The organism is Dactylosporangium sp. CA-139114 (assembly GCF_050955725.1).
Taxonomy (GTDB): domain Bacteria; phylum Actinomycetota; class Actinomycetes; order Mycobacteriales; family Micromonosporaceae; genus Dactylosporangium.
This window is the reverse complement of record NZ_CP192080.1, coordinates 4,221,967-4,243,017: the sequence shown is the minus strand read 5'-3', so window position 1 is coordinate 4,243,017 and position 21,051 is coordinate 4,221,967. Positions and strand designations below refer to the sequence as shown.

General features: G+C 71.6%; 19 protein-coding genes. 10 read left to right on the top strand and 9 right to left on the bottom strand.

Going from position 1 to position 21,051, the window contains the following annotated elements; genetic code table 11:
- The first annotated feature begins 35 nt into the window (after positions 1–35).
- Positions 36–632, top strand: a complete 597-nt coding sequence (locus ACQP2P_RS19315; RefSeq protein ID WP_433619186.1) for a DUF6518 family protein — start codon at positions 36–38, stop codon at positions 630–632.
- Positions 633–715: 83 nt separating this feature from the next.
- On the opposite strand, the gene ACQP2P_RS19310 is transcribed toward ACQP2P_RS19315, so the two are convergent.
- On the bottom strand, positions 716–2,134 hold the full coding sequence (locus tag ACQP2P_RS19310) for an MFS transporter (RefSeq protein ID WP_433617864.1): 1,419 nt from the start codon (positions 2,132–2,134) through the stop codon (positions 716–718).
- 338 nt (positions 2,135–2,472) lie between these two features.
- Here ACQP2P_RS19310 and ACQP2P_RS19305 point away from each other — a divergent pair, with 338 nt between their 5' ends.
- The 3 genes from ACQP2P_RS19305 (at position 2,473) to ACQP2P_RS19295 (ending at position 6,450) form a co-directional block, all read left to right on the top strand.
- Entirely contained in the window at positions 2,473–4,281 is a 1,809-nt protein-coding gene (locus ACQP2P_RS19305) for a discoidin domain-containing protein (RefSeq protein WP_433617863.1), read from the top strand.
- 70 nt (positions 4,282–4,351) lie between these two features.
- On the top strand, positions 4,352–4,774 hold the full coding sequence (locus ACQP2P_RS19300) for a MarR family winged helix-turn-helix transcriptional regulator (protein WP_433617862.1): 423 nt from the start codon (positions 4,352–4,354) through the stop codon (positions 4,772–4,774).
- Entirely contained in the window at positions 4,771–6,450 is a 1,680-nt protein-coding gene (locus ACQP2P_RS19295; protein ID WP_433617860.1) for an MFS transporter, read from the top strand. The genes ACQP2P_RS19300 and ACQP2P_RS19295 overlap by 4 nt, the downstream gene beginning before the upstream one ends.
- A gap of 2 nt (positions 6,451–6,452) precedes the next feature.
- On the opposite strand, the gene ACQP2P_RS19290 is transcribed toward ACQP2P_RS19295, so the two are convergent.
- The 3 genes from ACQP2P_RS19290 to ACQP2P_RS19280 form a co-directional block, all read right to left on the bottom strand.
- Complete coding sequence (locus ACQP2P_RS19290) at positions 6,453–6,650, bottom strand: ferredoxin (RefSeq protein ID WP_433617858.1); 198 nt, start codon at positions 6,648–6,650, stop codon at positions 6,453–6,455.
- Complete coding sequence (locus ACQP2P_RS19285) at positions 6,644–7,873, bottom strand: cytochrome P450 (protein WP_433617856.1); 1,230 nt, start codon at positions 7,871–7,873, stop codon at positions 6,644–6,646. Before ACQP2P_RS19285 ends, ACQP2P_RS19290 begins: the two co-directional genes overlap by 7 nt.
- Positions 7,874–8,066: 193 nt before the next feature.
- Positions 8,067–10,283, bottom strand: a complete 2,217-nt coding sequence (locus ACQP2P_RS19280) for a choice-of-anchor J domain-containing protein (protein ID WP_433617854.1) — start codon at positions 10,281–10,283, stop codon at positions 8,067–8,069.
- A 468-nt stretch (positions 10,284–10,751) separates the two neighbouring features.
- Here ACQP2P_RS19280 and ACQP2P_RS19275 point away from each other — a divergent pair, with 468 nt between their 5' ends.
- The 4 genes from ACQP2P_RS19275 to ACQP2P_RS19260 are packed head-to-tail and all read left to right on the top strand — an operon-like array spanning position 10,752 to position 12,732.
- Entirely contained in the window at positions 10,752–11,174 is a 423-nt protein-coding gene (locus ACQP2P_RS19275; RefSeq protein WP_433617852.1) for an STAS domain-containing protein, read from the top strand.
- A gap of 9 nt (positions 11,175–11,183) precedes the next feature.
- Positions 11,184–12,038, top strand: a complete 855-nt coding sequence (locus ACQP2P_RS19270; RefSeq protein WP_433617850.1) for a helix-turn-helix domain-containing protein — start codon at positions 11,184–11,186, stop codon at positions 12,036–12,038.
- The gene (locus ACQP2P_RS19265) at positions 12,028–12,438 is read left to right on the top strand and encodes a VOC family protein (RefSeq protein WP_433617848.1); all 411 of its coding nucleotides are present in this window, start codon (positions 12,028–12,030) and stop codon (positions 12,436–12,438) included. The genes ACQP2P_RS19270 and ACQP2P_RS19265 overlap by 11 nt, the downstream gene beginning before the upstream one ends.
- A 30-nt stretch (positions 12,439–12,468) precedes the next feature.
- On the top strand, positions 12,469–12,732 hold the full coding sequence (locus ACQP2P_RS19260; RefSeq protein ID WP_433617846.1) for a hypothetical protein: 264 nt from the start codon (positions 12,469–12,471) through the stop codon (positions 12,730–12,732).
- 30 nt (positions 12,733–12,762) lie between these two features.
- On the opposite strand, the gene ACQP2P_RS19255 is transcribed toward ACQP2P_RS19260, so the two are convergent.
- The 5 genes from ACQP2P_RS19255 to ACQP2P_RS19235 all read right to left on the bottom strand — a co-directional run bounded on the left by ACQP2P_RS19255 (position 12,763) and on the right by ACQP2P_RS19235 (position 18,292).
- On the bottom strand, positions 12,763–13,818 hold the full coding sequence (locus ACQP2P_RS19255; RefSeq protein WP_433617845.1) for a glycosyltransferase: 1,056 nt from the start codon (positions 13,816–13,818) through the stop codon (positions 12,763–12,765).
- Between the two features lie 293 nt (positions 13,819–14,111).
- Positions 14,112–14,465, bottom strand: coding sequence for a histone-like nucleoid-structuring protein Lsr2 (locus ACQP2P_RS19250; protein ID WP_433617843.1), 354 nt, complete (start codon positions 14,463–14,465; stop codon positions 14,112–14,114).
- A gap of 1,003 nt (positions 14,466–15,468) precedes the next feature.
- Positions 15,469–16,224 carry an ATP-binding cassette domain-containing protein gene (locus ACQP2P_RS19245; RefSeq protein ID WP_433617841.1) on the bottom strand — a complete coding sequence of 252 codons (756 nt, stop codon included), beginning with the start codon at positions 16,222–16,224 and terminating at the stop codon, positions 15,469–15,471.
- Positions 16,221–17,237, bottom strand: a complete 1,017-nt coding sequence (locus tag ACQP2P_RS19240; RefSeq protein WP_433617839.1) for an ABC transporter permease — start codon at positions 17,235–17,237, stop codon at positions 16,221–16,223. The genes ACQP2P_RS19245 and ACQP2P_RS19240 overlap by 4 nt, the downstream gene beginning before the upstream one ends.
- Positions 17,234–18,292 carry a substrate-binding domain-containing protein gene (locus tag ACQP2P_RS19235; RefSeq protein ID WP_433617837.1) on the bottom strand — a complete coding sequence of 353 codons (1,059 nt, stop codon included), beginning with the start codon at positions 18,290–18,292 and terminating at the stop codon, positions 17,234–17,236. The genes ACQP2P_RS19240 and ACQP2P_RS19235 overlap by 4 nt, the downstream gene beginning before the upstream one ends.
- A 153-nt stretch (positions 18,293–18,445) precedes the next feature.
- On the opposite strand from ACQP2P_RS19235, the gene ACQP2P_RS19230 reads away from it, so the two are divergent.
- Complete coding sequence (locus ACQP2P_RS19230; protein ID WP_433617835.1) at positions 18,446–19,477, top strand: LacI family DNA-binding transcriptional regulator; 1,032 nt, start codon at positions 18,446–18,448, stop codon at positions 19,475–19,477.
- Between the two features lie 221 nt (positions 19,478–19,698).
- Entirely contained in the window at positions 19,699–20,982 is a 1,284-nt protein-coding gene (locus ACQP2P_RS19225; protein WP_433617833.1) for a ThuA domain-containing protein, read from the top strand.
- The last annotated feature ends 69 nt before the right edge of the window (positions 20,983–21,051 follow it).

The window sequence follows — 21,051 nt, the reverse complement described above, 5'->3', positions numbered from 1 at the left end:
GTGACGCCGTCTGGCACCATGCGGGCGTGAAGACGATGCTCGCGTGGGCCGCCGGTGGGATCGCGCTCGGTGTGGTGTCGCTGGCGCTGAACCACGTGCTGCCGGGCGACTCGAGCCGGCTGGTGAACTCGGGGGCGGTGTGGGCCGCCGGGGCGTTCGCGGCCGGGGCGGCCGTGCGCGCGGGGTGGTGGCGGGTCTGGCTCGCGGGCACCGTGGTGCTGGTCGGGGCGGTGGCCGGGTACTACGGCGGGCTCGTGGCGTTCGAGGGGCGGCACGTCGGCGCCGACGTGCTCGCGGGGCCGCTCGGGTGGGGGGCGGTGGGCCTGCTGGCCGGTCCGGTGTTCGCGACCGCCGGGGCGTGGTGGCGCGACGAGCGGCGGGGGCGGCGGGTCGTCGGGGTGTGCGTGCTCGGCGGGGTGTTCCTGGCCGAGGCGGCGTACCTGGCGGTGCAGGAGCGCCCGGCGGGCGAGGCCTGGATCGTGGCGGCGATCGGGCTCGCGGTGCCCCTGGTGCTGAGCCGCACCGGGCGGGAGCGGCTGCTGGCGCTGGTGGCGCTCGTGCCGGCCGCGGCGCTCGGGGCGATGGCCTACCTCGCGCTCGGCTCGGTGCTGGACGTGGCGTTCACCCGCTGAGCGCGGCGGCGTGGCGGCCGGCGCACCTGGCGGCGCCCGGCCGGAGCCGGGCGCCGCCAGGTGCGCGGGGATGGGGGTGTGGGCTACTCCTCGACGCGGTTGCCGCCGACGGAGACCGCGGTGAGCGGCGTGGCCACGTGCTCGAGGGACTTGCCCTCCGCGTCCACGCCCAGGATGATCTCGACCGCGCCGCCGATGACCATCACGGCCGCGCCGACGAGGTAGCCGATGAACAGTTTGCCCGGGTCGGTGCCCTCGCCGATCAGCCAGCCGTAGAAGATCGGGCCGATGGCGCCGAAGCACTGGGCGATCGCGAAGAACACGGCGATCGCCTGGGCGCGGATCTCCAGCGGGAAGATCTCGGAGACCGTGAGGTAGGCCGAGCTCGCGCCGGCCGAGGCGAAGAAGAAGATGACGCACCAGGCGAGCGTCTGGGTGAAGGCGTTGAGGATGCCGGCGTCGAACATCCAGGCCGAGATGGCCAGCAGGACGCCCGACAGCAGGTAGGTGCCGGCGATCATCTTGCGCCGGCCGAGGGTGTCGAAGAGGTGGCCGAGCAGCAGCGGGCCGGCCAGGTTGCCCACGGCGAAGGCGATCAGGTAGATCGGGGTCTTCTCGGCGTCGACGTGGTAGAACTTCGACAGCACCAGGGTGTAGGTGAAGAAGATCGCGTTGTAGAGGAACGACTGCGTGATCATGAGCGAGGCCGACAGCGTGGAGCGGGCCGGCAGCTTCGTGAAGAGCACCTTGATCAGCGCGAGGTAGCCGTGGCCGGAGGCCGGCTTGACCTCGATGGCGTGGTGCTCGTCGACGGGGGCCAGGCGCTGGCCGGAGTGCTCGACGTCGCGCTCGATCTCGGCGATGGCCTCCTCGGCCTCCCGCTCGCGGCCGTGCATGATGAGCCACCGGGGGCTCTCCGGCAGGTGCCGCCGCAGGTTCCAGATCAGCAGACCGATGATCGGGCCGATGAGGAAGCCCAGCCGCCAGGAGATGTTCAGCGAGATGTGGTTGAGCAGCACGTAGGTGCCGAGCGTGCCGACGATGGCGCCGCCCCAGTAGGTGCCGTTCACGCCGATGTCGACCCGGCCGCGGTACCTGGCGGGCATCATCTCGTCGATGGCGGAGTTGATCGCGGCGTACTCGCCGCCGATGCCGGCGCCGGCGATGAACCTCGTCAGATAGAGGAAGACCAGGCCCGCGACGTCGTTGCCCCAGGTCAGCGCCGTGAGGGCGTTGCCGGCGAGGTAGACGCCGAGGGTGACGATGAAGAGGTTCTTGCGGCCGAGGGCGTCGGAGAGGCGGCCGAAGAACAGCGCGCCGAAGACCTCGCCGAGCAGGTACACGGTGGCGATCGCGCCGACCTGCGTGCTGGAGAGCCCGAGCGTCTCCTGCTTGTTGAGCACGGCCCCGACGGCGCTGGCGATGGTGATCTCGAGTCCGTCGAGCACCCAGGCGGTGCCGAGCGCGATGACCATGCGCGTGTGGAACGGCGCCCAGGTCAAGCGGTCGATCCGGGCGGGAATCAGACTTCGGATGATCCCGCCCGTGGGAGCTGATGCGGATTGCGTGTCAGCCAATGTGCACCTCCCAGGCCCCAGTGGACACGACGACGTGCCCATCTGTGACAGCACGTGCCCGATGCGTCAGACATCAAAACCCGCCACTTGACGGAACCGGCCGATTGGATGACGCTCTAGGCGAAGAGAGCGCTCTCTCACACGCGTCACCGACCACCGCCCGCCAGCGCCGGTCCACCGCCTGAACCGGCGCGCCCGATGGGGCGCGGCGGCGGCCGCCCCTACCCGCAATGACGCCCCAACCACGTCAGGGAGCTGCCTTGATGTCCGAAACCACCAGACCACCCGTCCCCGCATCCATCGATCGACGTCCACGGAATCGGCGGCGCGGCATCCTCGTGAGCGCGCTCTCCGTGGCGTTGGTCCTGGCCGGCTACGCGGCCTTCTCGATCGGCAGCGCCAGCGCCGCGAGCACGCTGCTGTCGCAGGGCCGGCCGACCACCGCCTCGTCGAGCGAGAACGCCGGCACACCCGCCTCGGCCGCCACCGACGGCAACACCGGCACGCGCTGGTCCAGCGCGTTCAGCGACCCGCAGTGGCTGCAGGTCGACCTGGGCCAGACGGCCACCATCGACCAGGTGGTGCTCAACTGGGAGGCGGCCTACGCCAAGTCCTTCCAGATCCAGACCTCGGCCAACGGCACGACCTGGACGAACGTCTACAGCACCACGACCGGCACCGGCGGCGTGCAGACGCTCAGCGTGTCCGGCTCCGGGCGCTACGTGCGGATGAACGGCACGGCCCGCGGCACCGCCTACGGCTACTCGCTGTGGGAGTTCCAGGTCTTCGGCACGTTCGGCGGCGGGTCCTGCGGCACGTCGAACTACGCCCAGGGCAAGCCGGCGACCGCGTCGTCGACGGAGAACGCCGCCAGCCCGGCCTCGGCCGCGTTCGACGGCAACACCACCACCCGCTGGTCCAGCGCGTTCAGCGACCCGCAGTGGCTGCAGGTCGACCTGGGCGCCACGGCGACGATCTGCGGCGTCGACCTGAACTGGGAGGCCGCCTACGGCAAGGCGTTCCAGATCCAGACGTCGGCCGACGGCACGACCTGGACGACGATCTACAGCACGACCACCGGCGCGGGCGGGGTGCAGAACCTGACCGTCACCGGCTCCGGGCGCTACGTGCGGATGTACGGCACCGCCCGCGCCACCGCGTACGGCTACTCGCTCTACGAGTTCGGCGTCCGCGTCTCCGCGACCACGCCGACCACGCCCGGCAGCACCCCGCCGAGCAGCCCGCCGCCCCCGGACCAGTTCTGGGGCGACACCAGCGGCATCCCGGCCGCCCAGAACGTGGTCATGGTGAAGGTGCTCAACCGCACCAACGGCCGCTACCCGGACAGCCAGGTCTACTGGAGCTTCAACGGGCAGACGCACTCGATCGCCGAGCAGCCCTACATCGACATGCCGGCCAACAGCGCGGGGCGGATGTACTTCTACGTGGGCCAGCCCAACGGGCAGTACTTCGACTTCATCGAGTTCACCGTCGGGGCCAACGTGTTCAACGGCAACACCACGCGGGTCGACGCGTTCGGCCTGAAGATCGCGATGCGCCTGCACGCCAAGGACGGCTACGACGTGCAGGTCGGCGAGGACTACCAGACCTTCACCGAGACGCGGGAGGCGACGTTCGCGAAGTTCATCGCCGAGGTGCCGCAGCAGTTCAAGGTGCTGGCCCAGTCGCAGGCGCCCTACCGGATCATCGCGCCGGGCAGCGACCCGACGTTCCGGGCGGGCGGGGTGAACCAGAACTACTTCACCGCCTACGCCCAGCAGTTCGGCATCAACGCGCCGACGTCGGACATCTTCGGCTGCGCCGGGGTGCTCGCCAACGACCCGACCAACTGCTCCACGCTCAACCGGCACGTGCGCGAGCGGCCGCAGGCCGACTGGTCGAACCCGAGCACGTACTACCTGGCCGCGCCGGCGAACTACTACGCGAAGTTCTGGCACGACCACGCCATCAACCGGCTCGCGTACGGCTTCCCGTACGACGACTACGCCGGCCAGTCGTCGTTCGTGTCGCACGGCAGCCCGCAGTATCTCCTGGTCGCCGTCGGCTTCTAGAGGACCGGGTGGCGCGGATCACCCGCGCCACCCTTTCTTCAACCCAGCTTTATCAGTCTACATTTACTATATGGAGATCGAGCAGACCGCCGCGGCACTGCAGATCGCGGTCGGGCGCATCGTCCGGCGGCTCCGGCAGACGCACGTGCCCGGGGAGCTGACGTTGTCGGAGGCCTCCGTGCTGTCGCGGCTCGATCGCGGCGGTCCGGCGACGCCCGGGGAGCTGGCCGGCGACGAGCGGGTCAAGCCGCAGGCCATGGGCGTCACGCTGCAGAGCATGGAGCAGCGCGACCTGGTGCGCCGCTCCCCCGATCCCGGCGACGGGCGCCGCGTGCTGATCACCATCACGGGCGAGGGGCGCCGGCTGCTCACCGACCGGCGCACGCTGAAGACCCACGCGCTGACCGAGGCGATCGGGCACCTGAACGACGACGAGCGGCGCGCGCTCGCGCAGGCGGCCCGGCTGCTGGACAAGCTGGCGGAGGAGCTGTGACCGCCACGCTGACGCGGACGAAGCCCGACCGGTACAAGTGGATCGCGCTGTCCAACACGACGCTCGGCATGCTCATGGCGACCATCGACGGCTCGATCGTCATCATCTCCCTGCCGGCCATCTTCCGGGGCATCGGGCTGGACCCCCTCGCGCCCGGGAACATCGGCTACCTGCTGTGGATGATCATGGGCTATCTGCTCGTGTCCGCGGTGCTGGTGGTCGCGCTCGGGCGGCTCGGGGACATGTTCGGCCGCGTCCGGATGTACAACCTCGGCTTCCTGATCTTCGCCCTCGCCTCGGTGGCCCTGTCCTTCGACCCGTTCCACGCCGGGGCCGGGGCGATGTGGCTCATCTGCTGGCGCATCGTGCAGGCGTTCGGCGGCGCGATGCTCACGGCCAACTCCGCGGCCATCCTCACCGACGCGTTCCCGGCCCGCCAGCGCGGCATGGCGCTGGGCATCAACCAGATCACCGCGCTCGCCGGGCAGTTCCTCGGGCTGCTGCTGGGCGGCCTCCTCGCCGCGATCGACTGGCGGGCGGTGTTCTGGGTCAGCGTGCCGGTCGGGGTGGTGGGCACGGTCTGGTCGTACCGCAGCCTGCGCGAGACCGGCGAGCGCCACCGCTCCCCCGTCGACTGGCTCGGCAACGTCACGTTCGCCGCGGGCACCCTGCTGATCCTGGCCTCGATGACGTACGGCATCCAGCCCTACGGCGGCCATCCGACCGGCTGGACGAGCCCGCGCGTGCTCGGCGGGATCGGCCTCGGGGTGCTGCTGCTCGTCGCGTTCGTGGTGGTCGAGTCGCGCATCGCGCACCCGATGTTCCGGCTCGGGCTGTTCAAGGTCCGGGCGTTCGCGGCCGGCAACCTCGCCGCACTGCTGGTGTCGATCGCCCGCGGCGGCATGCAGTTCATGCTCATCATCTGGCTGCAGGGCATCTGGCTGCCGCTGCACGGCTACCGGTTCGAGGACACGCCGCTGTGGGCGGGCATCTTTATGCTGCCGCTGACCGCCGGGTTCCTCATCGCCGGGCCGATCTCCGGCTACCTCTCCGACCGCTTCGGCGCGCGGCTGTTCTCGACCACGGGCCTGCTGCTCGTGGCGGCCGGGTTCCTGGGTCTGCTGCTGATCCCGATCGACTTCCCGTATCCGCTCTTCGCCGCGCTGCTCGTGCTCAGCGGGCTCGGCCAGGGCATGTTCTCCGCCCCGAACACCTCGGCGATCATGAGCAGCGTGCCGGCGAACCAGCGCGGCGTCGCCTCGGGCATGCGCGCCACGTTCCAGAACGCCGGCACCTCGCTGTCGATCGGGGTGTTCTTCTCGCTCATGGTGGTCGGCCTGGCCCACGCGCTGCCGCAGACGCTGACGAGCGGCCTCGCCGCGCAGGGGGTGCCGCACGACGTGGCCGGGTCCGTCGCCTCGCTGCCGCCGGTGAGCACCCTGTTCGCCGCGTTCCTGGGCAGCAACCCGGTCGCGCACCTGCTGGAGCCATACGGCGTGCTGCAGAGCCTGCCGCCGGCGAACGCCACGACGCTGACCGGGCACGAGTTCTTCCCGAACCTCATCGCGCAGCCGTTCCACGACGGGCTCGTGGTGGTCTTCGGCGCCGCGACGCTCATGACGCTGCTGGCCGCGGTCGCCTCGGCGTCCCGCGGCCGGCACGTGCGCCAGGTCTGAGGTCAGTCCTCCTCGACGGACAGGGCGCCGGAGGGGCAGCCGAGCACGGCCAGGCGGACCCGCTCCCGCAGGTCCTCCGGCGGCTCCTCGGCGAGCACCTCCACCATCCCGTCGTCGCGCTGGTCGAAGACCTCGGGCACGTTGAGCACGCACATGCCCGAGAACACGCACACGTCGGTGTCGGCCCGGACCTTCACCACAGCACCGGAACCTCGTCCACGGCGCCCGTGAGCCGGTTCGCGTGGACCTCGATGTCGTCCACGGGCACGGCGAGGCGCAGGCCCGGGAAGCGCCGCAGCAGGGCCGGGAACACGGTGCGCAGCTCGGTGCGGGCCAGGTTCGCGCCGATGCACACGTGCGCGCCGTGCCCGAACGCGAGGTGCACGTTGGGCTTGCGATCCACGTCGAACTCCGCGGGATCGGCGAAGACCGTGGCGTCGCGGTTGGCCGCGTTGCTGGAGATGATGACCGCGTCGCCGCGGGCGATCGCGACGCCGCCGACCTCGACGTCGTCGTGGGCGTAGCGCAGCAGGCCGAGGCCGCCGGGGGCGGTGATGCGCAGGATCTCCTCGACGGTCGCGGCGACCTCGCCCTCGGGGTCGGCCACGAACCGGTCACGCCGGCTCAGGTCCGCCAGCAGCAGCAGGGTGCCCAGGTCGATGCGGGTCGAGGTGGTCTCGTGGCCGGCGAAGATGAGCCCCGCCGCGAGCCGGGACACCTCGTCGTCGCTGAGCGTGGGGTCGGTCGTCTGCGCGGTGACGAGGTCGGAGATGACGTCCGGCGCGGGGTCGCGGCGCTTGCGCTCGGCGAGCCCGGCCGTGTACTCCTTGAACTCCCGCATCGCCAGCTGCGCGTCGGCACCGCCGTCGATGCGCCCGACGCGCTCGGAGAGGTTGCGGAAGCGCTGCCGGTCCTCGTAGGGCACCCCGAGCAGCTCGCAGATGACGAGCACGGGCAGCGGGAACGACAGCAGCTCGTGCAGGTTCACCGGGGCGTGCGGGTTCGCGTCCCGGGCGGCCTGCATGTCGTCGAGGCAGCGCGCGGTCAGCTCCTCGATGCGGGTGCCGAGCCGGCGCATGCGGGCCGCGGAGAAGGCGGGCGCGAGCAGGCGCCGCATCCGCATGTGCTCGCGCTCCTCCGTGTCGTAGTCCCCCGTCGGCCCATCCTGCAGCGCGGCGTGGGTGATCCGCGACGCGCGCTGCGGCTGGGGATGGGAGCGGCCGAAGCGCTTGTCGCCGAAGATCTGCCGCGCCTGCGAGTAGGCCGTCACGAGCCACGCGGGGTCACCGGCGGGCGTGGTCACGAGGGTGATCGGCGCCTCGCGGCGCAGGACGTCGTAGAGCGGGGCGATCTCGAGGATGTTGGGCCGGGCGAACGGCAGCCGCGGGGCTTGGCCGGCCGGGCGCTGTGTCGTAGCGGTCATGGTGGCTCCCCAGGCACATCGACTTGAATCGATCAAGACACTACCACGGGTCACGCCGCTCTGGCCTACAGTAGCGACGCTGCGATCGTAGCTCGCGCGGCGCAGGGCGGCGCCGAGCCCGGAAGCGGCCGCCACCGTCCAACGGCAGCGGCCCCACCGTCCGCAGTGGACGATGGGGCCGCCGTGGAACCGGTTACGCCCCGCCGCCACCGGGCTGGGTCACGCCGTTCACCGTGAGGGTGTACGGCGCGTACTGCTGCACCTGCTCCGTCGGCTCGTCGTAGGCCACGACGGCCACGACCTTCGGGAACAGCGACAGCAGCGCCAGCTGGATCCAGTTGAGCGAGAGGCTGTCCTGGCCGTTGAACTCGAACTGCCAGGCGAACGCGTGCGCCTCGTCGATGCCGATCAGCTTCACGTTCCAGTTGTTGACCGTGATCGGCTTGATCTGCGTCGGCGACTTGAACGGCGCCAGGCTGGAGCCGTCGCTCAGCAGCGTGCCGCCGAGCTTGATGTCGTCGAGCAGCAGACCGCCCTCGTTCACGCCACCGTCGGAGACGTAGCGGAACGACAGCAGGATCGACTTGCCGGCGTAGGCCGACAGGTCGTAGTTGTGCTGCTCGAACCCGTTCGTCGTGCCGTTCAGGCCGGGGCCGAACGGCGCGTCGACGGTCCGGTCGCCGGGGATCGAGGTGTACGTCGCGCCACCGTCGGTCGAGACCTGGACGTATCCGTAGTCGTAACCGAGCTCGGCGCCGTACTTCGCGAGGAAGCTCAGCGTCGCGTTGGTGGCGGGCACGGTCACCGGGATGACCGCGGCGGCGTCGGTGTTGTTCGCGTTGCCGGAGAACAGCACCGAGTTGCCGGGACGGTCCGGGTCGTTGTTGACCAGCGTCCAGGCCAGGGGCAGGGTCGGCAGGGTCTTCGCGCCGCTGAACTTCAGCGAGCGCAGGTCCTTGCCGGCCAGCGCCTTGCCGTTCTTCTGCAACAGGACGTAGTCCGCGCCGTTGGGGGCCGCGCCGGGCACGTCGTAGGAGTGCGGGTTGGCCAGGTTGACCGTGGACCGCAGGCTCTTGGACGTGACCTTCTTCTTGTCGGTCCCCAGGACGATGCCCCACTGGGAGTCGCCGACGATCTTGTCGAGCAGCACCATGCTCTGGTAGTCGTGCAGGACCGAGTACACGTCCTTGGCGCCCTCCGCCTTCACGGCGGCGTCGAGGCTCGCGAGACCCTGCAGCTCACCGTCGCGGTGGAGCCGCTCGATGATGTCCTGACCGAAACGGTCGTAGAGGTACAGCATCAGCTCGTAGGCGTTGCCGTAGTCGGCGAGCACCCCGTTGCCGTTCGTACCCTCACCCCAGAGGTTGAGCGAGTTCTGGGCACCGTTGCAGTCGCGCGGGTTCGGGTTGTACGGCGTCTGCACGCCCCCGAAGCCCTGGAAGCAGTACAGGTGGCCGTCGCCGCCCTTGTCGAAGACCGTCTTGGTCCCGTCGACGTAGCCGGTGAGCGTCTGCGCGAAGTCCGACAGACCCTCGTTCATCCAGCTGGTCTCGTTCGGGTCCGAGTAGGACTCGACCAGGTGCTGCCACTCGTGCGCGAACGTGCCCTCGTAGAGGCGCGGGCGGGCCGGGCGGCTGGTGCACAGGTCCGACGTGGGCGCGTCGACGGGGTCGGCACCGGTGCGGTGCTCCCAGTCGAACGCGTCGATCGTCATGACGTTGCGGTCGAACAGCTCGTTGAACTGCGAGGAGAAGAAGCCGGCGATGTAGGTCGGCGCGGCCGGGAAGGTGTAGTAGTTGTCGTCCCGGACGTTGTCGACCAGCGTCACCGTCTTGTCGCCGCCGCCGGTGTAGACGCCACCGTTGCCGTTCTTGTCCGGGCCGAGCAGCGCGTTGCTGCCGTCCCGGTTCGGCGGGGTGGCGAAGGCGGCGGTCTCCTTCGGGTACATGTTGGTGTCGAACTGCGTGATGAAGTTCGCCACCTGGGCGTCGGTCACCGTGGTGGTGTTCGGGATCTGGTTGCGGCAGTCGCCCGCGGGGAACGACGTGTCGACCGCGACCCAGACCTCGATGTGCTCACCGACACCGCGCAGGACGTAGTCCTTGCGGTAGAGGGTGCCGTTGTAGTCGTCGGAACCCAGCCACTGACGCACGGTGCCGACCGGCGGGGTGGTGCCCGCGGCGAGGGTCGAGCGCGACTGCGCCTTCGCCTTCGCCATCTTCGCCGTGTCGACGACCTTGCCGTCCAGCTTGAAGTTGGTGCGGGTCATCTCCCGCACGTCGGACGCGCCCGCCGACTCCTTGGCCGGAGCTTTCGCCGGTGCCGCGAACGCCGACGTAGCCGGCAGCGCGACGAGCACCGGGATGGCCAAGGCAATGGCCGCGGTCGTGGCCAGGCCTTTTCTCACCATGAAGCCTCCTTGCGACGACGCGCCGAGCCCGGCGGGGTGGCCACCGGGCAGGCGCGACGGGTTCGGAATCGTATTGACACCGCACACTATCGTCGCCGTCCATATCGGCGCGCGCCCCTTGGCAGGCGAAGGGTCGGGGCAAGGGGTCGGCGGGGTTGCCGATTCCGGCAAAACCGTGATTACCGTCGATGTTTGCCCGTCGTCGCACCCGGCCGGGGTCATTCGTCCGGCTCGATCACCGAGCGTAACGGACGGGCTGCGGTCACTCGAATGCGTGACGCGCGAACCGGTCATCGGGTTGCACGGCGGGACGAACATCGCACCGGAAACGTCCGGCCGGTCGACGGACGCCGCCGGTCAGACGATCACCGACCGCGACGTCCGGTGGTGCGGGCCCCGGCCGGACGGACGGGGTTACCGGCTGGACAGTGGTTCACCCACCGTCACCGCAGACCGTATCGTCGCAGCATGGCAGCACTGACCCTCGCGGTGGAACGACTCGCTGCCGCCACGGTGCTGTCCTGTCACGGGGCGCTGGTGGCGGCCAGCGCCCTGCAGCTGGAGACGGCACTGTCGCAGGCGCTGCTGCGGCCGGAGCTGCGCATCGTCGTCGACCTCGAGGCGGTGGCCGCGATCGACTGCACCGGCGTGATGATGCTGCGCGTGACCGCGGGCATCGCCGCCGAGCAGGGCGGCTCGCTGGTGCTCGCCGCGCCGAACGCGCAGGTCGTGCGCACCCTGCGTGAGGGCGGGACGCTCACCAGCATCCCGGCGTACCGCACGGTGCCCGCCGCGCTCGAGGGCGACGCGAGCGCCCTGATCACCGAGCCGGACGCGGTGGCCACCCCGAACGCGTGGCCGATGAATCGCGCGGACCGCCGCAGCGCCTGACCTGGACCCGTGGACTCCGCGTACGTCCGCTGGCGGCCCGCCCCGGCCGTGCGGCCCTTCGCGGCCTGGTACACGGGCTACGCCCAGCCCCCGATGCCCGCGGGTGCCCGGCACCGGGGGCTGCCGTCGCCGTACCTGACGCTGATCATCACGCTCGACCGGCCCCTGCGCGTCACCGCGCATCCGGACCCGGCCGCGCCGCCCGGGCAGTACGACACCCTCATCGGCGGCCTGCACACCACCCCCGCGCTGATCGAGCAGGTCGGTGGCTCGGCCGGCATCCAGGTGGCCCTGTCCCCGCTGGGCGCCCGCGCCCTGCTCGGCCTGCCCGCGGGCGAGCTGGCCGGGGCGGACCTGCACGGCACCGACGTCCTCGGGCCGTTCGCGGCCGAGCTGCACGAGCGGGTCGGGCTCGCCGCGGACTGGCCGGCCCGGTTCCGCGTCGTCGACGAGCTGCTCACCCGGCGCGCGGTGCCCGGCCTGCTCCCGGCGCCGGAGGTGGCGTTCGCCTGGCGCCGGCTGTGCGCGAGCGGCGGCTCGGCCGGCCCGGCCGAGCTCGCCGGGGAGACCGGGTGGAGCGGGCGGTACCTCGCGCGCCGCTTCGCCGTCGAGATCGGCCTGTCGCCGAAGGTCGCCGGGCGGGTGGCCCGCTTCGACCGGGCCCGCCGGCTGCTGCAGACGTCGGGCGGCGCCCACCCCCTCGCCGGGCTCGCCGTGGCCTGCGGCTACTACGACCAGGCCCACCTGACCCGCGAGTTCGCCGCGCTGGCCGGGCTGCCGCCGGCCCGCTGGTGGGCGGAGGAGTTCCGAAACATGCAATCCCCGGTGGACCTGGCCGGCGCAGAATCGGCCCATGAGCGATGACCGGACCCCGCCGCCGAACGTGTGGCCGACCCTGCGCGCGACCGACGCCCGCGCCCTGATCACCTTCCTCGTCGACGCGTTCGGCTTCGTCGAGGTCGCCGTGTACGGCGACGGCGACCTCGTCGAGCACGCCCAGCTGGCCTGGCCGGAGGGCGGCGGCGTCATGCTCGGCAGCGACCGCCGCGACGCCTCGCCGTGGAACCTGAAGCCCGGCACGTCCGGCTGCTACGTCGTGACCGCCGACCCCGCCGCCCTCTACGCGCGGGCCCGGGCGGCCGGCGCGGAGATCCTGCAGGAGCTGCACGAGGCCGACTACGGCTCGCAGGGGTTCGCGGTGCGCGACCCCGAGGGCAACCTGTGGTCGTTCGGCACCTACCGCGGCGAGCCCCGGCCCGTGTAGAGCCGCGCCCGCCGGCTCCGACCTTCGGGCATGACGAAGTTCCTGCTGTTGCACGCGGCCGGGTCGGCGCCGCCGGCCGAGCTCGGGGGCGAGCTGGTCGACGCGGGCCGGCTCGCCGACCCGAGCCTGACGGTCCGGCTCGAGGGCGGCGCCGGTCCCGGGGCGTTTCGCTGGTACTGGCTGGTCGACGTCGACTCGCTGGAGCGCGCGGTGCAGATCGCGGCGGCCGCGGGCGGCCCGGTCTCGGTGCGTCCGCTGATGACCGACCGCCCCGGCCTGTGCCTGGAGTCCTAGCCGGCCCGGGGCGCCGGCCGCTGCGCGGTGCTAGCCGCGCACCGCGACCAGCTCGCCGAGCAGCCGTTTGAGCTCGGCGAGGTGCGCCGGCGGGTATTCGCGCCCGGCCGGGTCGACGACGTGCTTGACGCCGCGCAGCAGCCGCCAGGCCTCGTCGGCGTGCCCGAGCTGGGCGAGGGCCTGGGCCTCGAGCCAGTCGCAGTACTGGCGCTCGGCGCCGTGCTCGCGCAGCTCGCGCGCGAGGAAGACCACGACGTCGTCGTGCCCGGCGCCGAGCAGCAGCCGGGCCAGCGCGTCGGTGCCGAGCACCCACTGCCGGTCGCCGGGCCGGGTGCGCTCGCGCAGCTGCTCGAAGGCGTCCACGGCGTCCTGGGCCCGCCCGGCGCCGACGTAGCTGCGCCCGAGGTCGAGCAGCGTCGTGGCCGCCAGGTCGTGGTCGGCCTCGCCGGTGAGCCGCTCCAGCACCTCCTCGCCGATCGCGGCGTTGCGGACGGCCTTGCGGCGGCGCGTCTCGGCGTCGGCGTAACCGTGGTGCACGAGGTGCAGCGCCTCCCGGGGCACCGCGGGCCAGACGCCGTCCTCGGGCACGAGCCGCTCGTGGACCCGCCCCTGCCAGTGCACGCGGCCGGGGCGGAAGAGCCGCGGGGTGTGGTGGGTGTACGGCAGCTCGTCGTGCCGGTTGTCGATCGGCACGAGCAGGGCGCCGCTGCGGGCGGACGCGAGGATGGCGCGCAGCCGCCGCGGGTCGCCCTCGGCCCGGTCGTCGGCGTCGATGCTCAGCACCCACTCCGGCCTTCCGGCGGCTTGCACGGCGGCCTGGAGGGCGCCCTGCACGCCGGGTGCAACGGCGGCATCAGCGGCGCCTTGAACGGCGGCTTGGAGGGCGGCATTGCGCGCGGCGGCGAAGTCGTCCCGCCACTGCCCCGCGCTCACCGTGGCCCCGAGCGAGCGCGCGAGGTCGACGGTCTCGTCGGTGGAGCCGGTGTCGTGCACGTGCACGCCGTCGACGATCCCGTCGAGGGAGGACAGGCAGCCGGGCAGGTTGGCCGCCTCGTTGCGGACGATGAGCACCGCGACCAGGTTCACCCCGGCCCGATCGGCCGGCGCGCCCCGGCCTTGAGCGATTCCGGCCCGCGACCCCGTCCGCGAGCACAGCCCGACGAACGCGGCCCGACCAACGCGGCGCGGCGAACTCGGCCCGGCGAACTCGGCTCGGCGAACTCGGCCCGTGAACCCCGTCCGCGAGCACAGCCCGACCAACGCGGCGCGGCGAACTCGGCCCGCGAACCCCGTCCGCGAGCACAGCCCGACGGACTTAGCGCAGCGAGCTCGGCCGCCGGGAAGCGCGCGGGGCGCCCCGGCGGCCGGTTCGGGTCGTGCTAACGGCCCGTGGCGGCGTGGAACTGGTCCACGATCTCCTGCTTGATGCGGCCACGGTCGGAAACCTGGAATCCGGCGCCCTGTGCCCATTCCCGGATCGCGCGGTTCTGGTCGCGATCACCCCGGGTCGTGGCGCGGCCCCGGCCCGGGGTGGTTCGGGCCCCAACGGTCGCGCTGCGGCCGACCTTGGTGCCCGCGGAAATGTAGGGCTTGAGCGCGGCGCGCAGTTTCTCCGCGTTCTTCTTGGACAGGTCGATCGAATACTGCACGCCATCGAGGCCGAACGTCACACTCTCATCGGCGGGCTTACCGTCCAGATCGTCGATCAGTTCCTGAATGACACGCTTGGCCATGCCGGCCGACCTCCCGTGAGCGACTGGGTCCGGACTGGAAATAACGGTGCCCGTGGCGAACAGTATCGCCAATCAATTGCATTCCCGCCAGATAGCGGAGGAAAACAGTTCCTCACCGTTCGTGGCGAGGTAATTACGCGCAACCGGTCCAGGCTCGTGGCATGCGCGCACCGCCGCCGGGCCGGGGGTCTGCTCGGCGCCCAGCTGCGGTTCTCCTGGCACGCCCACCCGTGGCCGGGGCCGCAGGGGCTCACCGACGAGGAATATCTCTGGGAGCCGATGCGCGGGCGCTGGAACATCCGCGCCGGCGAGGAGGGCCGATTCCGGGCCCGACGGCCGCACGACGCAGCGGCGGCCGCAGCCGGTCACCACGATCGCCCGGCGGATGATGCACATCGCGGCCGGGTGTTTCGTCATCCGTTCGGCGACGTTCTTCCCGGCTCCCGGCGAGCAAGCCGATGGCGACATGTTCGACCCGTGTCACAGGCCGGCCGATCTGCCCGGCACCGCGGCCGGCACGGTGGCGTTCCGGCACGACAGTTCCCGGCAATGGCACGTGCGCGTCTCTGCCCGGCACCGCGGCCGGCACGGTGGCGTTCCGGCACGACAGTTCCCGGCAATGGCACGTGCGCGTCGCCGCGCTCGACGACGTGGCGATGCGCACGCCGCCGGGACCGAAGGGCGCCTATTTTCTCCGCCGATCCGATGGCCGTGCCGATCGTGCCCGTGAACGGTGAAACGATGCACGACGGCGGCGAGACCGGCCTGCGCGCGGCCTTTACGCCGCGCGTTGCCGAACCCGGCGGGCACGCGGCGAGCACCGGTCTCCTGATCGAACTCCGGGCGGCCGCGGCCGCGGCGCGCGGACCCAGCTGGTCGGTGCGGTACCACCGCCACGGCCCGCCGGGACGGGTCGGCCCGGCGTGGGACAGCGGGGAACTGATCGACACCTACACCGGAGGCGGGGTGGCGCCGGGCGGTCGCCGAGGGCCGCCCGGCCCCGTCAGAGCGTCACCGCGCCGGTCATGATCGCGACCGCCTCCGCCATGGTGTGCGACTCGGGGGTGATGACCCCCGCGCCGCGGCCGAGGCGCTGGATGTGGATGCGGTCGGCGACCTCGAACACGTGCGGCATGTTGTGGCTGATCAGGATCACCGGCAGGCCGCGGGCGCGCACCTCGCCGATGAGCCTGAGCACCTGGTTGGACTCGCGCACGCCGAGCGCGGCCGTGGGCTCGTCGAGCACGATCACCCTGCTGCCGAACGCGGCCGCCCGGGCCACGGCGACGGCCTGGCGCTGGCCGCCCGAGAGCGTCTCGACCGGCTGGGCCATGTTCTGCAGGGTGCCGATGCCCAGGTCCGACAGCGCCTGGGCGGCGTCGGCGCGCATGCCCTTCTTGTCGAGCATGCGCAGGACCGAGCCGAGCACGCCCGGCCGGCGGCGTTCCCGGCCCAGGTAGAGGTTCCCGGCGATGTCGAGCGCGGGCGCGACGGCCAGGGTCTGGTACACGGTCTCGATCCCGGCCTCGCGCGCGTCCTGCGGGCGGCGGAAGTGCACGGGCTCGCCGTCGAGGCGGATCTCGCCCGCGTCCGGGACCAGGGCGCCGGTCAGGCACTTGATGAGGGTGGACTTCCCGGCGCCGTTGTCGCCGATGATCGCGAGCACCTCGCCCGCGTGCAGGTCGAGGTCGACGCCGTCGAGCCCGACGACCCGGCCGAAGGTCTTCACCAGTCCGCGGGCCGACAATACGACGGTCATGCCCTCACCCGCCGGATCCACTGGTCCACGGCCACGGCGAGCAGGACGAGCAGGCCGACGGCGAGGACGCGGTACTGGTCGTCGACCCCGGCGAGGGAGAGCCCGCTGCGGAAGGCCCCGACGATGAGGGCGCCCAGCAGGGTGCCCAGCACCGCGCCGCGCCCGCCGAAGAGGCTGGTGCCGCCGATCACGACGGCGGTGATGCTCTCCAGGTTCGCGTCGGCGATCGCGTTCGGGCTCGCCGCACCGGCCCGGCCGATGAGGATCCAGGCGGTCAGGCCGTAGATGGCGCCGGCGAGGGTGTAGACGCTGAGCAGCACGCGGTCGACGCGGATGCCGGCGAGGCGGGCCGCCTCCCGGTCGTCGCCGACGGCGTGGACGTGCCGGCCCCAGGCGGTGTTGGTCAGGGCGAAGCCGACGACGCAGTACAGCACGGCGACGAGCACCACGCCGACGGTGATGTGGAAGCGGCCCACGGCGAACGTCTCGCCCGTCCAGTTGACGAAGGCCGGGAGGTCGGCCTGCTGGACGCTGCGGCCCTTGGAGTACAGCAGGCCGATCGCGGTGAACACGCTCAGCGTGCCGAGCGTGACGATGAACGGCGGCAGCCCGATGCGGGTCACCAGCGCGCCGTTGAGCAGCCCCGCGACGACCCCGACGGCGACGCCGGCGAGCACCGCGACCGGCCCCGGCAGGCCTCCGCCCTCGGCCAGCTTCGCCGAGAGCATCATCGCCAGGATCGTGATCGCGCCGACGGACAGGTCGATGCCGGCGGTGAGGATCACGAGGGTCTGGCCGACCGCGAGCGCGCCGATGACGGCGACCTGCTGCAGCACCAGCGACAGCGAGTTGGGCGACGAGAAGCGCGGGTTGACCGCCGAGAACGCGACCGCGGCGACGACGAGCACGAGCAGCGGGCTGATGGCCGGATGACGGTGCAGCACATGGTGCACCCGCTGCAGCGGCGACTGCCGGCGCAGCGCGAACCGCTCCGCGGCGGTCGTGGCCGTCACCGCTTGCCCCAGCAGAGCTCGGTGCCCTTGGCCGTGTCGATCGACTCGACGCCAGGGGCCGGCTTGTCGGTCACGAGGGCGACGCCGGTGTCGTAGAAGTCCAGGCCCGGGGAGACCTGCGGCTTCTGCCCGCCGCTGGCGATCTGCTTGATCGCCTTGACCCCGAGCTCGGCCATCTTGAGCGGGTACTGCTGCGACGTGGCACTGATGACTCCGGCCCCGACCTGCCGCACGCCGTCGCAGCCCCCGTCGATCGACACGACGATCGGGCTCGGGCCGCCGGCCGCCTTGATGGCCTGCTGGGCGCCGACGGCCGCGGGCTCGTTGATCGTGTAGACCACGTTGATGCCGGGGTTCTTGGTCAGGCAGCGCTCCATCGCGGTGCGGCCGCCGTCCTCCGCGCCGTTCGTGGGCTCGTTGCAGGCGATGGTGTAGGTGCCGCCGCTGTAGCTGCCGGTCTTCTCCTCGTCGCCGTTGCGCTTGCGGTCCTTGGCGTCGATGCCCATGCCGGTCAGGAATCCCTGGTCCCGGCTGTAGTCGACCGACACGATCTTGTCGTTGAACAGGTCGAGCAGGGCGATGACGGCGGGCTTGCCGGCCAGCGTGGTGGCGGTCCACTTGCCGATGAGCTCGCCGGCCTTGAAGTTGTCGGTGGCGAAGGTGATGTCGACGGTGTTCGCCGGGTCGGGCGGGGTGTCGAGGGCGATCACGTAGAGCCCGGCGTCGCGGGCCTTCTTGATGGCGGGGTTGACGCCGGGGCCGTTCGGGGTGATGAGGATGCCGGCGTCGCCGCGCGCGACGGCGTCCTCGATCGCCTGCACCTGGCCGGCCTCGTCGCCGTCGGCCTTGCCCGCGGCGATCGTGATCTTCACGCCCTCGGCCGCGGCGGCCTGCCGGGCGCCGTCCTGCATGGTGACGAAGAACGGGTTCGTGGAGTTCTTGGTGATGAGCGCGACCGAGATGTCCTTGCCGCCGCCGGCCTGGTTGTCGCCGCACGCGGCGGACGGCAGCACCGCGAGGGTGGCGACGGCGAGCGCGCTCAGTGCTCTGCGCATGGTTCCTCCCTTGACAACGTTGTCAAATACTCTGGCCATGCATCCTCATGCTTGTCAATAAAGGCTGGTCCAAGATCTATGATAACGAATTCGAATACAGTTGACCATCGATGACATCGTTGTCACCGTCCGGTCCCGGTACGCTGGGCCACCGTGGACGCCCGACCGACTCTCCGCGACGTGGCCCAGCTGGCCGGGGTCAGCCCGAAGACCGTCTCCCGCGTGGTGAACGCCGAGCCCGGGGTGAGCGCGACCAAGGAGAGCCGGGTCCGGCGGGCGATCGAGCAGCTGGGCTACCGACCGAACATGACCGCGAGCCGGCTGCGGCGGGCGGACGGGCGCACGGCCGCCATCGCCGCGCTGCTGGAGGACATCGCGAACCCGTTCTCCTCGGCGCTGCACCGCGCGCTCGAGGACGTCGCCCGCGAGCGCGGGGTGCTCATCTTCGCCGGCAGCGTCGAGGAGGACCCGGAGCGCGAGCGGACGCTGGTGCGCGAGTGCGCGCGGCGCCAGGCGGACGGGCTGGTCATGGTGCCGGCCGGGGACGACCAGGCCTACCTCACCCGCGAGCTGAACCCGGACACGCCCGTCGTGTTCGTGGACCGCCCGCCGGTGGGCCTGCACGCCGACGCGGTCCTCGCCGACAACGAGGCCGGCGCCGCGGTCGCGGTGCAGCACCTGGTCGCGCACGGCCACCGTGACATCGCCTACCTCGGCGACCTGCGCTCGATCGCGACCGCGCGCCAGCGGTTCACCGGCTACCGGGAGGCCCTGGCCGAGCACGGCATCCACCGCAGCGCCGCGCACGTCGCCCACGACCTGCACACCGCGGACGCGGCCGAGGCGGCGTTGCTGCGCATGCTCGACGGCCCGCGCCCGCCGACGGCCTGCTTCAGCGCGCAGAACCTCGTGACGCTGGGCGCGATCCGGGCCCTGCGCAGCCGCGACCGGCACACGTCGGTGGCGCTCGTGGGGTTCGACGACTTCCCGCTCGCCGACCTGCTGCAGCCCGCGGTGACAGTCGTGGCCCAGGACCCGGCCGCGATGGGCCGCCTCGCCGCGCAGCTGCTGTTCCGGCGCCTGGACGGCGAGACCTGGGAGCCCGCGACGCACGTGGTCGCGACCCGCCTGATCGCCCGCGGCTCCGGCGAGCTGCCCGGCCCCTACGCCTCGCCCGGCACCTGACCGATCGCGAAGCGGCCCAGGGCCGCGCAGTCCGCGTCGGCGTGGCGATCACCGGACCCTCGGTGATCGGGATCGGGCCGGCGGAGCTGCGGCTTCACTTAATTGGCGACTTACTTTAACTATTAGGCTTCTTTACCTTGTGCGGGGCGTCATCGATGCACGATGATGCGACTGAGCGGATCCGCCCATCCCTCTCACCCTCACCCGAAGGACCCCCAACCGTGCGCAGAAAGCTGGCGCTGGCCGCGCTTGCCCTGTTGACGCTGCTGGGGGTGGGCCTCGTGATCCGGCCCGCCCTCGCCGCCACCCCGTTCAAGGTGCTCGCGTTCTACAACGGCACCTGGGACGCCGCCCACATCGACTTCGACAAAGAGGCCAGGGACTGGTTCCCCGCCCAGGGCGCCGCCAACGGCTTCACCTGGGAGGCCACGACCGACTGGAGCCGGCTCAACACCGGCAGCCTGGCGCAGTACAAGGTGATCATGTTCCTGGACGACGCCCCGCCCTCCGGGCAGCGGGCCGCGTTCCAGCAGTACATGCAGAACGGCGGCGCGTGGATGGGCTTCCACGTGAGCGCGTTCACCACCGACCCGAACTCGTGGAGCTGGTACTACAACACCTTCCTCGGCTCCGGCGCGTTCCAGACGAACACGTGGGGCCCGACGCGCATCACGTACAAGGTCGAGGACCGCGGCCACCCGTCGACGGCCGGACTGCCGGCGACGTTCACCTCCGCGGTCTCCGAGTGGTACTCGTGGAGCAACGACCTGCGCCAGAACCCGAACATCGACATCCTCGCGTCGGTCGACCCGAGCAGCTTCCCGGTCGGCACCGACCCGAACCAGTCCTGGTACAGCGGCTACTACCCGATCCTGTGGACCAACCGCAACTACAAGATGCTCTACGCCAACTTCGGCCACAACGGCATGAACTACAGCACCAACACGCGCACGTCCTCGACGTTCGACAGCGCGAACCAGAACCGCTGGATCATCCAGGGCATCCAGTGGCTCGCGGGGCAGACGTCGACCCCGCCGACCTCGTCGTCGCCGACGCCCACGGCGTCCTCGGGGCCCCTGCAGCCCGGCACGTACTACTCGCTCGTCAACAAGACCAGCGGCAAGTGCGTCGACGCCCGCGCGGCCGCCACCGCGAACGGCACGGCGATCCAGCAGTACACCTGCAACGGCACCAACGCGCAGCACTACCGGTTCCAGGCGACCGACGGCGGCTACTACCGCATCGACAACCAGGCCAACCCGGCCCAGTCGCTGGACGTGACCGGCAGGTCCACCGCCGACAACGCGCCGATCCAGCTGTGGGCCTACAGCGGCGGCACCAACCAGCAGTGGCAGCCGGTGGCCGAGGGCGGCGGGTGGTACCACTTCGTCAGCCGCGCCACGGGCAAGTGCCTGGACACGCCGGGGGCGTCGACGGCCGACAGCGTACAGCTGGTGCAGTACGCGTGCAACGGCACCGGCGCGCAGTCGTTCAAGCTGGGGTAAGCGCTTTCCCCGCGTAAGTTTCACGATCCCGGGACCGTCGCGCGCGGTCCCGGGATCGACGCCTTTCGA

Bases quoted from the DNA above. Each gene is read 5' to 3' on its own strand.
- ACQP2P_RS19315 (WP_433619186.1), top strand. From the start codon at position 36: ATGCTCGCGTGGGCCGCCGGTGGGATCGCGCTCGGTGTGGTGTCGCTG.
- ACQP2P_RS19305 (WP_433617863.1), top strand. From the start codon at position 2,473: ATGTCCGAAACCACCAGACCACCCGTCCCCGCATCCATCGATCGACGT.
- ACQP2P_RS19300 (WP_433617862.1), top strand. From the start codon at position 4,352: ATGGAGATCGAGCAGACCGCCGCGGCACTGCAGATCGCGGTCGGGCGC.
- ACQP2P_RS19285 (WP_433617856.1), bottom strand. From the start codon at position 7,873: ATGACCGCTACGACACAGCGCCCGGCCGGCCAAGCCCCGCGGCTGCCG.
- ACQP2P_RS19280 (WP_433617854.1), bottom strand. From the start codon at position 10,283: ATGGTGAGAAAAGGCCTGGCCACGACCGCGGCCATTGCCTTGGCCATC.
- ACQP2P_RS19275 (WP_433617852.1), top strand. From the start codon at position 10,752: ATGGCAGCACTGACCCTCGCGGTGGAACGACTCGCTGCCGCCACGGTG.
- ACQP2P_RS19265 (WP_433617848.1), top strand. From the start codon at position 12,028: ATGAGCGATGACCGGACCCCGCCGCCGAACGTGTGGCCGACCCTGCGC.
- ACQP2P_RS19260 (WP_433617846.1), top strand. From the start codon at position 12,469: ATGACGAAGTTCCTGCTGTTGCACGCGGCCGGGTCGGCGCCGCCGGCC.
- ACQP2P_RS19250 (WP_433617843.1), bottom strand. From the start codon at position 14,465: ATGGCCAAGCGTGTCATTCAGGAACTGATCGACGATCTGGACGGTAAG.
- ACQP2P_RS19245 (WP_433617841.1), bottom strand. From the start codon at position 16,224: ATGACCGTCGTATTGTCGGCCCGCGGACTGGTGAAGACCTTCGGCCGG.
- ACQP2P_RS19235 (WP_433617837.1), bottom strand. From the start codon at position 18,292: ATGCGCAGAGCACTGAGCGCGCTCGCCGTCGCCACCCTCGCGGTGCTG.